The sequence below is a fragment of the Hugonella massiliensis genome, from assembly GCA_001486445.1.
GTDB lineage: Bacteria > Actinomycetota > Coriobacteriia > Coriobacteriales > Eggerthellaceae > Hugonella > Hugonella massiliensis.
In genome coordinates this window covers 129,268-143,945 of the sequence record LN908986.1, presented here as the reverse complement: position 1 = coordinate 143,945, position 14,678 = coordinate 129,268, and the positions used below count along the sequence as shown (strand labels likewise).

Sequence of the window (14,678 nt, the reverse complement as noted above, 5' to 3'; positions counted from 1 at the left end):
CTGCTCTTTCGTTGGCGCGCCCACGCGGGCGCTTCGTTTCATCGCCTTTTACCCTACCACCGCCCAGGCGTCCGTTCGCCAGAATGCGCACGGTGCCCACGGCCGCGTTGTGCCGCCGGAGCCTACAATGGCCAAGAGCACATCCGCCTTTCCCTCGTAAAGTGGTGACAAGCATGGAAATCTCCATTCCCTACGGCCGTTTCGCGCAAACCGCAATCGTTCCCGACGACCAGATTGCCGGCGTGCTCGAAAGCCGCATCGGCGCGATGAAGGCGCACGGGTCCGAAGACGACATCGTCCGCGCGGCCATGGCCGCCCCTTACGGGGGCGCCACGCTCGCCGACCTCGCGCGCGGTAAGCGCACCTGCACGATCATCTGCAGCGACCACACGCGCCCCGTGCCCAGCAGGCACATTATCCCCTTCATGCTCGCCGAGCTGCGCCAGGGCAACCCCGACATCGACGTCACCCTGCTCATCGCCACGGGATTCCACCGTCTCACCACCGACGCCGAGCTGCGGGCCAAATTCGGCGATGAAATCGTCGACCACGAGAAGATCGCCGTGCACGACGCCTTCAACGCCGCCTCGAACGTGAAGATCGGCGTGCTGCCCAGCGGGGCCGACCTCGTGATCGACCGCATCGCCGCCGACGCCGACCTCTTGGTGTCCGAAGGCTTCATCGAGCCCCACTTCTTCGCCGGATTTTCCGGGGGCCGCAAGAGCGTGCTGCCGGGTGTCTGCGACCGCGTCACCGTGCTCGGCAACCACTGCTCGGCCTTCATCGCGAGCCCGCACGCCCGTACCGGCGTGCTCGCGGGCAACCCCCTGCACCGGGATATGGTCGACGCCGCCCGCCAGGCCAGGCTCGCCTACATCGTCAACGTCGTGATCGACGAGGACAAGCGCACGGTGGCCGCCTTCGCCGGCGACCCCTTCGCCGCCCACGAGGCCGGAACCGAGTTTTTGCGCGGCTACTGCGAGGTGCCCGCTATCCCCGGTGACATCGTGGTCACCGGCAACGGCGGGGCGCCGCTCGACCAGAACATGTACCAGTGCGTGAAGAGCCAGACGGCCGCCGAAGCCACGGCCAAGGACGGCGCGCCGATCGTCATCTGCGCCGAATGTGCCGACGGCACGGGCGGCGAGGGCTTTCATGCCGCCCTGCGCGACTGCACCGACGCTGCTTCGCTCATGGACGAGATTCTCGCCGTTCCGCAGAACGAAACCGCGCCCGACCAGTGGGAGGTGCAGATCCAGGCCCGCATCCTCATGCACCATCCGGTGATTTACGTGACCCGTCCTGAAATGCGGGCGACCGTCGAAGAGATGAAGATGGCCTGGGCGCCCACGCTGGCAGATGCGCTCGATCAGGCGCGTGCTCTCGCGGGGGCCGATGCCAAGATCACCGTGGTGCCCAACGGCATTTCGGTCATCGTGCGCGCCTAATCGGGGGCTCTTTTCGGCAGGGGAAACGGGCGCTCGCGCGGCAAGGCCGCCGGGCGCCCGCTTTCTTGTTTTCGTCCAAACCGTGATGATGCGCCATTTCGGTGGCGCAGGGGCGCGCGGCGGGGTAGCATGTGGACGTTTGATACCGCAATCGTTTCTGCGAAGAGGTTGGAATGAAGATTCTCTACAACGACGGTCACGTCGACGTGTGCCCTGAAGAGGAAGAAGAGCACGTTCTGCGTCATTCGGCCGCGCACATCATGGCTCAGGCGGTCAGCCGCCTCTACCCCGAAGCCGATTTCGGCTACGGGCCGGCCACCGAAAACGGCTTCTACTACGACATCGACTTTGGCGACACCAAGATCTCGGAGGACGACCTTGGCGCCATCGAAGAAGAGATGAAGAAGATCGTCAAAGAGAATCTCAAGTTCTCGGTCTTCGAACTGCCGCGCGAAGAAGCCGTCAAGCTCATGGAAGAGCGCGGCGAGGCCTACAAGGTCGAGCATATCGGCGATCTGCCCGAAGACGCCCGCATCACCTTCTACCAGCAGGGCGACTACATCGACATGTGCGTGGGCCCGCACATCTGCTACACCAAGGCCCTGAAAGCCTTCAAGCTCACCGCCGTCTCCGGCGCCTACTGGAAGAACGACGCCTCCAACAAGATGCTCACCCGCATCAACGGCGTGGCCTTCCGCACCAAGGAGGAAATGGCCGAGCACTTCCGCATGCTCGAAGAAGCCGAAAAGCGCGACCACCGCAAGATCGGCAAGGAAATGGAACTGTTCATGATGGACGACGCCGGCCCCGGCTTCCCCTTCTGGCTGCCCAACGGCATGCGCCTGAAGAACGCCCTCATGCAGTATTGGATGGAAATGCAGGATGCCTACGGCTACGAGCAGGTCGACACCCCGATCATCCTATCCCGCAAGCTGTGGGAGACGAGCGGCCATTGGGACCACTACAAGGCCAACATGTACACGACGACGATCGATGACGAAGACTACGCGATCAAGCCGATGAACTGCCCGGGCGCCTGCCTGATCTACAAGAGCAAGCCGCGCAGCTACCGCGACCTGCCCCTTAAGCTCGCCGAAGCCGGCAAGGACCATCGCCACGAGCTGAAGGGCGCCTTGCACGGCCTCTTCCGCGTGCGCGCCTTCACCCAGGATGACGCCCACCTCTTCATTCGCCCCGACCAGATCACCGAACAGGTGACCGACACGGCCCATCTGATCACGGCCTACTACCATCAGTTCGGCTTCCCCTACAAGGTCGAGTTGTCCACGCGCCCCGAAGACTCGATGGGCTCCGACGAAGACTGGGAGCGCGCCGAGGCCGGCTTGAAGGCCGCGCTCGAATCGATGGGCGTCGATTACACGCTCAACGAAGGCGACGGCGCCTTCTACGGCCCCAAGATCGACTTCCACCTGCAGGACTGCTTGGGCCGCACCTGGCAGTGCGGCACCATCCAGCTCGATTTCCAGCTGCCCCACAACTTCCAGCTGGAGTACACCGACGCCGATGGGTCCAAGAAGCAGCCGATCATGATTCACCGCGCGGGCTTTGGCAGCTTCGAGCGCTTCATCGGCATGCTCACCGAACAGTATGCGGGCAAGTTCCCCACCTGGCTGTCGCCCTGCCAGGTCAAGGTGCTTCCCGTGTCCGAAAAGCACCGCGACTATTCGCAGGCCGTCGCCCAGAAGCTGCGCGAGGCCGGCGTGCGCGTGAAGGTCGACATGCGCGACGAGAAGATCGGCTACAAGATCCGCGAGGCGCGCAGCATCGACCGCGTGCCCTACATGCTGATTCTGGGTGAAAAGGAAGAGGAAGCGGGCAACATTTCGGTGCGCGACCGTTCGAACGAAACGGTGCAGCGCGACCTTGACGACTTCATCGCCGACATCACCGCGGAAATCAAGGAGCGCCGCGGCTAAGGCGCGCATCCTTGCGGATGCAGGCTCGCCCGGGGCTTTGCCTTGGGCGAGCCTGCGTTTCGGTGGGCGGCGCAAGGAACGACCGCCGAGGCCTGTCGGTGCGGTTGCAAGCGCCCGGGCGCGCCGCGAGGGCTCTGCGTCCGGGGCCGTGCAACTGCGGGTTTTCCCACGAACCGGTTCGTTCTCGAACCTATAGAAAAATGTATTTGGATATTTCGGAGACCATTCAGTATGGTTGGGGAAGAAGAAGGAGGTAAGACGATGGAAGTCACATTCCGCAAGGCGACAGTCGACGACGCTGCCAAGGTTCTTTCGTACATGCGCGCGTTTGCCGCGTTCAACAAGGTAGAAGACGAGTTCACGGCGACTGAAGAGCGCGTGCGCACCTGGATCTTCGAACGGGGCGAGGCAGAAGCCGTGTTCGAACAGGTAGACGGGGTCGATGTGGGCATGGTGGTGTTCTCCTCCTGTTTCAACCCCTTCAGCGGCGTTCCCGGCCTTAGCCTTTCCTGCGTCTACGTCGATGAAGCCCATCGCAACCACGGCTTGGGGCGCCGGCTTTTCGCCGAAGCCGCCCGCATCGCCCAAGAGCGCGGCTACGGTTGGGTCGAATGGCGCAGCCCCGACTGGAACGCGCGGACGAGCGGCCTCTACTACGTCCTCGGCGCCGAGCAGCTGAACGGGTGGACCCTCTTCCACCTGGAGGGCGATCCTCTCAAGGAGCTCGCCGCACGCGCCTAGCCGCCTGCGCATCGCTAGGGAGCGGGTACCTTTCCCAGGGGGAGGGTACCCGCTCCCTTTCTTTTCCGCGGTCTTTTGTACTCCAGTCGGCTATAGTGCTACGATACCCCTACGCATTGGACCTCATCTTCAGGAGATGACATCGTGGAAAAGAAGGATATCGACTGGGGCAGCCTCGGCTTCGCCTACCAGCCTACCGACTACAGCTACGTGTGCAACTACAAGAACGGCGCTTGGGATGAAGGCGGGCTGACGACCGACCACACGGTCACGCTTTCCGAATGCTCTGGCATCCTGCACTACTGCCAGGAAGTCTTCGAAGGTCTGAAGGCCTACACCACCAAGAGCGGCGACATCGTCTGCTTCCGCCCCGACCTGAACGCCGACCGCATGTACGATTCAGCCGCCCGCTTGGTCATGCCGTCTTTCCCGCGCGACAAGTTCATCGACGCCGTGAAGCAGGTCGTCAAGGCCAACGCGGCCTGGGTGCCGCCCTTCGGTTCGGGTGCCACGCTCTACGTGCGCCCGCTTATGTTTGCCACGGGCAACGTGATCGGTGTGAAGCCGGCCGATGAATACCAGTTCCGCATCCTCGTTACCCCGGTGGGTCCCTACTATTCGGGCGGCGTGAAGCCGGTCAAGGTGCGCATTTCCGAATACGACCGCGCGGCGCCGCACGGCACCGGCAACATCAAGGCTGGCTTGAACTACGCTATGAGCCTGAAGGCCGGCGTCGAGGCGCACGAGCAGGGCTATGCCGACAACATGTACCTCGACCCGCAGACCCGCACCTATGTGGAAGAGGCCGGCGGCGCCAACTTCCTCTTCGTCGACAAGGCCGGCGATTTGGTGGTGCCCCAGTCCTTCACCGATTCGATTCTGCCCTCGATCACCCGTCGTTCGCTCGTCGACGTGGCGACCAAGATGCTCGGCATGAAGGTGGTCGAGCGCCCGGTGAAGTTCCAGGAAGTCGAAGACGGGGAATTCACCGAATGCGGCATGTGCGGCACGGCCGCCGTCATCTCGCCGGTGGGCGAAGTCGATAACGGCGACGAGAAGATCGTGTTTGCCAGCGGCATGGAGCAGGTGGGCCCCGTGATGAAGAAGCTGCGCGAGACGCTCACCTCCATTCAGGACGGCGAAATCGAAGGTCCCGAAGGCTGGGTCGTCAAGATCATGTAGCGCGCGTGCGCTGAACTGCTGAAAAGGCGCCGGAGCGGCAGGCTCCGGCGCCTTTTTTGTTGGGGACGGGACGGGCTTCGCGAGCCGATGCGATCGAGCGCCCCTGCCGGTGTGCTCGGCCGGGACGTCATGGCGAACGAAAAGCCCTTGAAAAGGTGAAAGAGCACCGGGACGACGGTGCTCTTTCGGGTAGAGAAGTGGAAGAAGGGGGGAAGTGCCCTTTTTCTCATTTGAGCTGGCTTGGAGAGGGCTCTCGAACTGCTTGCCATTATACTCATCCGAGGATAATACGCAAGTGCGACTTTCAAATGTGACGACGGGGACGAATGTGACGACGGGGACGGAGGGTGTCGTCCCACCCGCCGTGACGACGGGGACGGAGGGCGTCGTCCCACCCGCCGTGGGACAACGGGGACGGAGGGCGCCGTCCCACCATTTAACGCGCTTGAAACATGTGCGTAACGAAACCGACGTTCCTGCGCCGTAACCTGCCAATCAACCTGGCGCTCGCGCACTGCTTTGCGGCGCCGGTTGGATGGGCCGGGCACATCGGGCTTCCCCAATCGGTTCGATGCGCCCGGCCCGTTTTAGCTAGATTGGGAGGAACGGAATGGCAGACGCAACCACCTTGCAGGACACCGGCGACCAGCGCGCGCGCGGTCTGTGGCGCCCCGAATTCGAACACGATGCCTGCGGCATCGCCGCGCTCGTCCACCTTTCGGGCGAACGCTCGCACCAGCTGCTTGACGACGCGCTTTCGGCGCTCATCAACCTCGAGCACCGCGGCGGCGCCGGTTTGGAGAAGAACACCGGCGACGGCGCCGGCATCCTTTTCCAGATCCCCCATCGCTTCTTCCGCCGGGAAGCGCAGAGCTACGGCCATCTGCTGCCCGCCGAAGGCGATTACGGCGTGGCCATGCTCTTCCTCCCTCAAGATGACGAAGGGGTGGAAGCGGGCATGCGCATCTTCGAAGAAGGGTGCGCCCATGCGGGCATCCCTTTGCTCTTCTGGCGCGACGTGCCGGTCGACACCCACGGCCTGGGCGCCACGGCGCTCGCCTGCATGCCCACGATGAAGCAGGCCTTCATCGGCCGCCCGGATGCGGTGCCGGCGGGCATGGACTTCGAACGCGCCCTCTACGTGTGCCGCCGCTCTATCGAGAAGGCGGGGCATGCGGCTCCCGAGCTCGCCGACAAGATCTTCTACATCTGCTCGATGAGCTCCCGTACGATCGTCTACAAGGGTATGCTCGTAGCCACGCAGATGCGCGGCTTCTTCCGCGACCTCGACGACGCGTCGACCGAAACGGCCCTCGCCCTCGTGCACTCGCGCTATTCCACCAACACCACTCCTTCGTGGGAGCGCGCCCATCCTAACCGCTATATCGTTCACAACGGCGAGATCAACACCCTGCGCGGCAACGTGAACTGGGTGCGCGCCCGCGAACCGCGCCTCTATTCGCCCGTCATGCAGGACCATTTGGCCGACGTCCTGCCCGTAATCGACCGCGAAGGTTCCGACTCGGCCATGCTCGACAACGTGCTCGAGTTTTTGGTCATGAACGGCCGCAGCCTGCCGCGCGCGATTTCGATGGTCTTGCCCGAACCCTGGGACCACAACGAGGCCCTGCCCCCGCGCCGGCGCGCCTGGGACGCCTACCAGTCGATGGTGCAGGAAGCCTGGGACGGCCCGGCGGCGATCGCCTTTTCCGACGGCCGCGTGACCGGCGCTGTGCTCGACCGCAACGGCTTGCGCCCGGCTCGCTACTACATCACCAGCGACGACCGCCTCCTCCTTTCGAGCGAGGTGGGCGTGCTCGACGTCGATCCGGCGACGATCCTGGTGTCGGGCAGCTTGGGCCCCGGCCAGATGCTGCTCGTCGACCCGGCCAAGGACCGCGTCCTCTTCGACGACGAGATCAAGGACGCCTTCGCAAACGAGAAGCCCTATCGCGAGTGGATCACCCAGAACATGCTCACCCTGGCCGACGTGGAGGACACGGCGCGGGAAAGCGAGGAAGCGGAGCCCGACGCCGGTGAGACGCTCACGCGTCGTCAGGCCGTGCATGGCTACTTCTACGACGACGTGGAAGAGGCCATCGTCCCCATGGCCCAGCAGGGCAAGAACCCCCTCGCCTCAATGGGCGCCGACGTGCCTCTGGCCGTGCTCTCGAGCCATCCGCGCCGATTCTTCGACTACTTCAACCAGAAGTTCGCGCAGGTCACGAACCCGCCGATCGACGCTTTGCGCGAATCCTTCATCACCTCGACCCTGCTCTACGTGGGCAACCACGGCAACGTGCTCGAAGACGCCCGATCGAACTGCCGCCTCATCAAGCTGGAGACGCCGATCCTCGACGAGCGCGGGTTCGATTCGCTGTCCCATGTCGACCGCCAGGGCTTCAAGGCCGTGTCGGTGCGCGCCGTCTACGACCGCGACGGCGGCCCCCATGCACTCGAGCACGCGCTCACGCGCCTGCGCAGCGAAGCCGAACGCGCCGTGCGCGACGGGGCTAACATCCTCGTCGTGTCCGACCGCGCGGCTGCGGGCGAGGTGCCCGTGCCCTCCCTGCTCGCCGTTTCGAGCATCCACAACCACCTGCTCCGCAAGGGCATGCGCACGAGCACCGACATCATCGTCGAAGCCGGCGATGCGGTGTCGGCCCACGACTTCGCTACGCTCGTGGGCTATTCCGCTTCGGGCATCTACCCCTATATGGCCCACGACACGATTCGCGCCATGGCCGAAGCGGGTACGCTTTCGGTCGATGCGGAAACGGGCATCGCAAACTACAACAAGGCCGTGACGAGCGGCATCGTGTCGATCATGTCGAAGATGGGCATCTCCACGATGCAGGGCTACCATTCGGCCCAGGTCTTCGAAGCCGTGGGCTTGGGAGAAGGCCTGGTCGACGAGCACTTCGCCGGCACGGTGAGCCGCGTGGGCGGTTTGGAAATCGACGATGTCCAGCGCGAGTGCGACGAGCGCTACGACGCCGCGCTTGCGCTCGATAAGACGCCGGCGCCCGACCAGCTGCGCTCTTCGGGCATCACCAACTGGCGCCCGATCGACGGTGAGGACCATCTGATCAACCCCATGGTCGTCAACCTGCTGCAGCGGGCCGTGCGCGCCAACGACGCCGAACTCTTCGCCCAGTACAGCGCGGCCGTGCATCCGGCGGGTCGCACCGTCACCCTGCGCGACCTGCTCGATTTCGACTTCTCGGGGGCGGGCATCCCGCTCGACGAAGTGGAACCGGCCAGCGAGATCGTCAAGCGCTTCAAGACGGGTGCCATGTCCTACGGGTCGATTTCGCAGGAGGCGCACGAGTGCCTGGCCATTGCGATGAACCGGCTGGGCGGCCGGTCGAACACGGGCGAGGGCGGCGAGGACCCGGCCCGCGAAGTCACCCTGCCCAACGGCGACAGCAAGCTTTCGGCCATCAAGCAGATCGCCTCGGGCCGCTTCGGCGTCACGAGCCGCTACCTGATGAGCGCCAAGGAAATCCAGATCAAACTCGCCCAGGGGGCCAAGCCCGGTGAGGGCGGCCATCTGCCCGGCAAGAAGGTCTACCCGTGGATCGCGCGCACCCGGCGGTCGACCCCGGGCGTGGGCCTCATCTCGCCGCCGCCGCACCACGACATCTACTCGATTGAAGACCTGGCCGAGCTCATCTTCGACATGAAGAACGCCAATCCCGCGGCCGATATCTCGGTCAAGCTGGTAAGCGAGACCGGCGTCGGCACGATCGCCACCGGCGTGGCCAAGGGCGGGGCGCACAAGATTCTCATCTCGGGCGCCAACGGCGGCACGGGCGCCGCTCCGCGCGATTCCATCTACCACGCCGGTCTGCCGCTCGAGCTGGGTTTGGCCGAAACCCAGCAGACCCTTTTGCAGAACGGGCTGCGCAGCCGCGTGAAGCTCGAAGCCGACGGCAAGCTCATGGACGGCCGCGATGCGGCGATCGCCTGCCTGCTGGGCGCCGAAGAGTTCGGCTTCGCCACGATGCCCCTCATCGCCATGGGCTGCCTTATGCAGCGCGACTGCCAGCAGGATACCTGCCCGGTGGGCGTGGCCACCCAGAACTGTCGCTTGCGCGGGCATTTCTGCGGCAAACCCGAATATGTGGTCAACTACATGCTGTTCGTGGCCGAGCAGATGCGCCGCATCATGGCGCGCCTGGGCTACCGCACGATCGAAGAGATGGTGGGCCACCCCGAGCGCCTCAAGCAGACGGCGGCCCCCAAGAGCTGGAAGGCCCAGCTCGTCGACCTGTCCCAGGTCCTCTTCGAGGCGCGCGCCGAGTTCGGCACGGACATCCCCTGGGCGAGCTGCCGCCATTGGCTGCCCGAAGCGGCGCCGGAAGACGCCCTGCCCAAGACCCTCGACGCCACCTTGTTCATTCCCTATACGGCGCGCGGGCGCGCCCGCCTCGAGCCCCAGCGCTTCAAGGCCTACATATCCAACGTCAACCGCTGTGTGGGCACCATGCTCGGCAGCAAGGTGACGAGCGAGCATCGCGAGGGCCTGCCCGACGGGTCGATTGCGATCGACTGCATCGGGTCGGGCGGCATGAGCTTCGGCGCCTTCCTGCCGCGCGGCATCGAGATGACGATTTCCGGCGAGGCCAACGACTACTTCGGCAAGGGCCTTTCGGGCGGCATCCTTTCGGTGCACCCCTTCAGGAACGCTACCTACCGTCCCGAAGAGAATATCTCCATCGGCAACGTGGCCTTCTACGGCGCCACGAGCGGCAAGGGCTTCGTGAACGGCCTGGCCGGCCAGCGCTTCGGCGTGCGCAACTCGGGCGCGACGCTGGTGGTGGAAGGCTGCGGCAACAACGGCTGCGAGTACATGACGGGCGGCACGGTGCTCGTGCTGGGCGAGGTCGGGCTGAACTTCGCTGCCGGCATGAGCGGCGGCGTGGCCTTTGTCTACGACGCCGAGCATACCCTCGCTCAACGCTGCAACCTCGACATGGTGCACCTGTGCGCACCGACGAGCGCGGAGATCGATGAGATTCACGGGCTCATCGAAGAGCACGTGCAGCGCACCAAGAGCCCCCTGGGCATCATGATGCTCTACCGGTTCCAAGACGTGGCGCAGAACTTCGTGAAGGTTCTGCCCGACGAATACGAACGAGCGCTCGAGCTCACGGCCCAGGCCGAAGCCGCGGGCAAATCGCACGACGAAGCGGTGGAAATCGCCTTCGAAACCATGAGGAAAGGTGAGTAGGATGGGCAAACCTGGAGCGTATCTCAACCTTGACCGCGTCGACCACGGGGTGCGGGCGAGCGCCGAAACGGTAGCCGATTTCGACGAGTTCGTCGTCCCGCTGCCGCTCGAGGCGCAGGAGGCCCAGGCGAGCCGCTGCATGGCCTGCGGCGTGGCCTTTTGCCAGACGGGCATGGTCTTTTCGGGCGAGCGCCGCCCGACCGGCTGCCCCCTGCACAACTGTCTGCCCGAAGTGAATGACCTGCTCTACCGCGGCCGCTTGAAGGACGCCTACGAGCGCCTGTCGCTTACCAATCCCTTCCCCGAATTCACGGGGCGCGTGTGCCCGGCTCCCTGCGAAGTGGCCTGCAACCTGGGCCTGCACGAACAGCCGGTGACCATCCACGACAACGAGCGTGCCGTGAGCGACTACGCGTGGGCCCACGGCCTGGTGAAGCCCCTGACCGCTCCGCGCGCTCAAGCGCCGCTCGTGAGCGTGATCGGGTCGGGGCCGGCCGGCTTGGCGGCTGCCTGGGAGCTCGCCCGACGCGGGGCGCGCGTGCAGGTAATCGAGCGCGCAGATCGCGCGGGCGGCCTGCTCATGTACGGCATTCCCAACATGAAGCTCGACAAGGACGTCGTCGCCCGCCGCATCGAACTCATGGAAGAGAGCGGAATCGTCTTCAAGACGTCGATGGACGCCGCAGCCTGCGCGGCCGAAATCCAGCAGGCATCGGCGGCCGTGGTCATCGCGAGCGGTGCCGGGGCGGCGCGCGCCGTCGACGTACCGGGCGTCGACCTGCCCGGCGTCGTCTATGCGCTCGACTACCTGACAGAGGCGACCCGCGCCCTCTTGGGCGGGCAAGCGCCGGCGATCACCGCCGCCGGCAAGGACGTCGTGGTCGTTGGCGGCGGCGACACGGGCGTCGACTGCATCGCGACGGCCCTGCGCCAGGGGGCTTCGAGCGTGACCCAGGTCATCCGCGCCCAGCGTCCGGCCGATACGGTCAACGTGTTCGCCGTGTGGCCGGGCAATCGGTCGGTCTACACCCAGGCCTACGGCCAGGCGGAAGCCGAAGACGAATTCGGGGCCGACCCTCGCGTGTGGAGCACCGACACGATCGGCTTTACGGGCGAGGGCTCTGTGGCGGGGGTGCGCATACAGGACCTTTCCTACGAAGGCGGCCGCCATCGCGTCGAAGGCACCGAGCGCGCGATTCCCGCGCAACTCGTCCTTATCGCCAAGGGCTTCACGGGACCCGAACGCCCCTTGCTCGACGCTTTCGGCGTGAGCGTGGGCGAACGGTCTCTGCCGGTCGAGCAGGGCTACCGCACGGCGGCGGCGAGCGTGCCCGTTTTCGTTGCGGGCGACTGCCGCACGGGGTCGACCCTCGTGTCGAGCTCGATTGCCGACGGCCTTCAGTGCGCATCTGCCGTGGCCGGCGAGTTGGGGCTGTAGCTTTTCAGACGGCGTAGGCGAGGGCCGGGCGAAAGCTCGGCCCTCGCGCGTACGAGCTCGCGCCGTCGAGAAACGCCCTCGGTCGCAAGGGGCGCCCGCCCGCGAAAGTCCTCTAGTCGCGAGAGACTCACTGCCCGCAAACGCATTCTGGCCGCAATTAACGCACAATTTCGACAGTCTACTCTTTGATTTTCGAATAATCGAACGAAATTGTGCGTTAATCGAGCGACGGACATGCCCATCGGCGCGCGCCCCGGCTTTCGGCCCGGGCCTCGCTACATTTGGAAGAGGGCCACCATCAGGGGCATCGTGGCGATGCAGAGAAGTATCGAGGCCACGTTGATCGCGTTGGCGTATTTCGCGTTGTGGTGGTAGATTTGCGCCATTTGGCTGATCGTCGACGCCGAGGGGGCCGCTGCGGCCAAGAGTACGATCACCGCGATTTGCCCGCCGATGGGCGACAGCGCCGTGAAGCCCGTAAACTTCAGGAAGACGAGGGCCACGAGCGGGAAGGCCACGAGGCGCGCTCCCACGACGAGGGGCAGCCGCTTGAACGATTTCAGCGACGCGAAGTCCATGCTGCCCATGACCATGCCGATGATGAGCATCGACAGCGGCCCGATCATCTGCCCGATGCCCGCAATCGCGTCGGCCACCGGGGCGGGGAAGCGCAGGCCGGTGAAGAAGAGCACGAGCCCGGCTGCGATGGCCACCATGTTGACGTTGGTCACGATCGCGCGCCAGTCGATGCCCGAGGTTCCCATGAGCAGGCTGCGCGCATGGCTCCACAGGAGCATGGTCTGAAAGGCCATGAAGGCCGTGCAGTAGATGACCCACTCCGAGCCGAAGAGCCCCGCCACCAGGGGGATGATCAGGTTGCCGGCATTGGGGTAGGCGGCCGAGGCCTTTTCCACCGCATCGAATTTGAGCGTGCGTCCCGCGAGCCACGATAGGAAGAGGTAGCCGGTCTGGATGACGACGGCCGCCCCCAGCGCAAGCAGGAAGCCCGTCCGCACGTCGTCGGTGAGGTCGACTTGGAAGGCCGCGATGATGCAGCAAGGCGACACGATGTAGAGCACCACGTTGGAGATGCCCCAACTGTCGCGCGCCTTCACCACGCCCGATTTCACGAGGGCGAAGCCCATCGCGATCATGATGAACAGGGAAAGTATCTTCTGGGCAAGCAGCAGGCTGAGCATGGGGTCCTTTGCGGGAGGGAGCAAGGCACCCGGCCTGTGCGGGCGGGCCGGGCAGGCGTCCGACGTCGCGGGCCAGCGGGCGTCCCGCTCCCCAATGTTACATTCGCGTGCGTTTCAGCATACAACCCGTGCGGCCCCGCGCGGTGCGCTATCCTGTGAAGTCACACGTACCCACAAGGACATACACTCAGCTGAAAGGCGGATTCCAGTGGCCAAGGTCAACGAGAACTATCAGAAACTCCCCGGCAGCTACCTGTTCGCGGAAATCGGGCGTCGCAGCGCGAAGTACGCGGCCGAGCATCCCGATGCCAAGATGATCAAGATGGGCATCGGCGACGTTACCCGCCCGCTCGCCCCCGTGGTGATCGAAGCCATGCACAAGGCCGTCGACGACATGTCCACCGTCGAGGGTTTCCACGGCTACGGCCCCGAACAGGGCTACGACTTCCTGCGCAACGCGATTGTCGAGCATGACTTCAAGGCGCGCGGCGTCGATATCGAGCCCGACGAGGTCTTCGTGTCCGACGGCGCCAAGAGCGACTGCGGCAACATCGGCGATATCCTTTCGGTCGATAACAAGATCGCCGTGTGCGACCCGGTCTATCCGGTCTACGTCGACACCAACGCCATGGCCGGCCGTGCGGGCGACTGGGATCCCGAAAAGGAAGAGTGGTCGAACATCCACTACATGCCCACCACGGCGGAAAACGGCTTCTGCCCGGCCATCCCGGAAGAGACGGTCGACGTCATCTACCTGTGCTCGCCCAACAACCCCACGGGCACGGTGCTCAACCGCGACCAGCTGAAAGCCTGGGTCGACTACGCCAACGCCCATGAGTCGATCATCATGTTCGACGCCGCCTACGAGCGCTTCATCACCGAAGAGGGCATCCCCCATTCGATCTTCGAAATCGAAGGCGCCAAGACCTGCGCGATCGAGTTCCGCTCCTTCAGCAAGACCGCCGGTTTCACGGGCGCCCGCTGCGGCTACACCGTGGTGCCCAAGGAGCTCGTGCGTCAGGGCCAGAGCCTCAACGCTATGTGGCTGCGCCGTCAGACGACCAAGTTCAACGGCGCGTCCTACATCATCGAGCGCGGCGCCGAAGCCGTCTACACGCCCGAGGGCGACAAGCAGATCGAAGAGACGCTCGACTACTACCGCGCCAACGCCCGCGTGATCAAAGAGGGTCTCGAAGCGGCCGGCTTCACCGTGTACGGTGCGGTGAACAGCCCCTATGTCTGGTGCAAGACGCCGGAGGGCATGGGCTCTTGGGAATTCTTCGACAAGTTGCTCACCGAGGCCAACATCATCACGACCCCGGGCGCGGGTTTCGGCCCGTCGGGCGAAGGCTATATCCGCCTCACGGCGTTCGGCGATGCCGACGCGACGAAAGAGGCTATCGAGCGCATCAAGAAGCTCGACCTGTAGTCGCTACGAGATACGTTGAAGGGGCGGGCTTCGGTCCGCCCCTTTTCGTACGGAAGGACAGGGGAAGG

8 protein-coding genes are annotated in these 14,678 nt (G+C 64.8%); 7 read left to right on the top strand and 1 reads right to left on the bottom strand.

Translation table 11 applies throughout. The features are described 5' to 3' along the window. Positions 1-173 precede the first annotated feature (173 nt). The 6 genes from larA to BN3270_RS03185 all read left to right on the top strand — a co-directional run bounded on the left by larA (position 174) and on the right by BN3270_RS03185 (position 11,982). The gene (gene larA, locus BN3270_RS03210) at positions 174-1,448 is read left to right on the top strand and encodes a nickel-dependent lactate racemase (protein WP_058985752.1); all 1,275 of its coding nucleotides are present in this window, start codon (positions 174-176) and stop codon (positions 1,446-1,448) included. 173 nt (positions 1,449-1,621) lie between these two features. Next, positions 1,622-3,385, top strand: a complete 1,764-nt coding sequence (gene thrS, locus BN3270_RS03205; protein ID WP_058985751.1) for a threonine--tRNA ligase — start codon at positions 1,622-1,624, stop codon at positions 3,383-3,385. Between the two features lie 261 nt (positions 3,386-3,646). Then, on the top strand, positions 3,647-4,126 hold the full coding sequence (locus BN3270_RS03200; protein ID WP_058985750.1) for a GNAT family N-acetyltransferase: 480 nt from the start codon (positions 3,647-3,649) through the stop codon (positions 4,124-4,126). Between the two features lie 144 nt (positions 4,127-4,270). Next, positions 4,271-5,308, top strand: a complete 1,038-nt coding sequence (locus BN3270_RS03195) for a branched-chain amino acid aminotransferase (protein WP_058985749.1) — start codon at positions 4,271-4,273, stop codon at positions 5,306-5,308. Between the two features lie 610 nt (positions 5,309-5,918). After that, the gene (gltB, locus tag BN3270_RS03190) at positions 5,919-10,544 is read left to right on the top strand and encodes a glutamate synthase large subunit (RefSeq protein ID WP_058985748.1); all 4,626 of its coding nucleotides are present in this window, start codon (positions 5,919-5,921) and stop codon (positions 10,542-10,544) included. Position 10,545: 1 nt separating this feature from the next. Continuing rightward, the gene (locus BN3270_RS03185; protein WP_058985747.1) at positions 10,546-11,982 is read left to right on the top strand and encodes a glutamate synthase subunit beta; all 1,437 of its coding nucleotides are present in this window, start codon (positions 10,546-10,548) and stop codon (positions 11,980-11,982) included. A gap of 275 nt (positions 11,983-12,257) precedes the next feature. On the opposite strand, the gene BN3270_RS03180 is transcribed toward BN3270_RS03185, so the two are convergent. Next, the gene (locus BN3270_RS03180) at positions 12,258-13,181 is read right to left on the bottom strand and encodes an AEC family transporter (protein WP_058985746.1); all 924 of its coding nucleotides are present in this window, start codon (positions 13,179-13,181) and stop codon (positions 12,258-12,260) included. 208 nt (positions 13,182-13,389) lie between these two features. On the opposite strand from BN3270_RS03180, the gene BN3270_RS03175 reads away from it, so the two are divergent. Further along, a complete protein-coding gene (locus BN3270_RS03175) occupies positions 13,390-14,610 on the top strand; it encodes an LL-diaminopimelate aminotransferase (protein WP_058985745.1) in 1,221 nt (406 codons plus the stop codon). Positions 14,611-14,678 lie beyond the last annotated feature (68 nt).

What these genes read in the sequence shown, in the direction of transcription:
- larA (WP_058985752.1), top strand. Translation starts at nt 174, where the DNA reads ATGGAAATCTCCATTCCCTACGGCCGTTTCGCGCAAACCGCAATCGTT.
- thrS (WP_058985751.1), top strand. Translation starts at nt 1,622, where the DNA reads ATGAAGATTCTCTACAACGACGGTCACGTCGACGTGTGCCCTGAAGAG.
- BN3270_RS03200 (WP_058985750.1), top strand. Translation starts at nt 3,647, where the DNA reads ATGGAAGTCACATTCCGCAAGGCGACAGTCGACGACGCTGCCAAGGTT.
- gltB (WP_058985748.1), top strand. Translation starts at nt 5,919, where the DNA reads ATGGCAGACGCAACCACCTTGCAGGACACCGGCGACCAGCGCGCGCGC.
- BN3270_RS03185 (WP_058985747.1), top strand. Translation starts at nt 10,546, where the DNA reads ATGGGCAAACCTGGAGCGTATCTCAACCTTGACCGCGTCGACCACGGG.
- BN3270_RS03180 (WP_058985746.1), bottom strand. Translation starts at nt 13,181, where the DNA reads ATGCTCAGCCTGCTGCTTGCCCAGAAGATACTTTCCCTGTTCATCATG.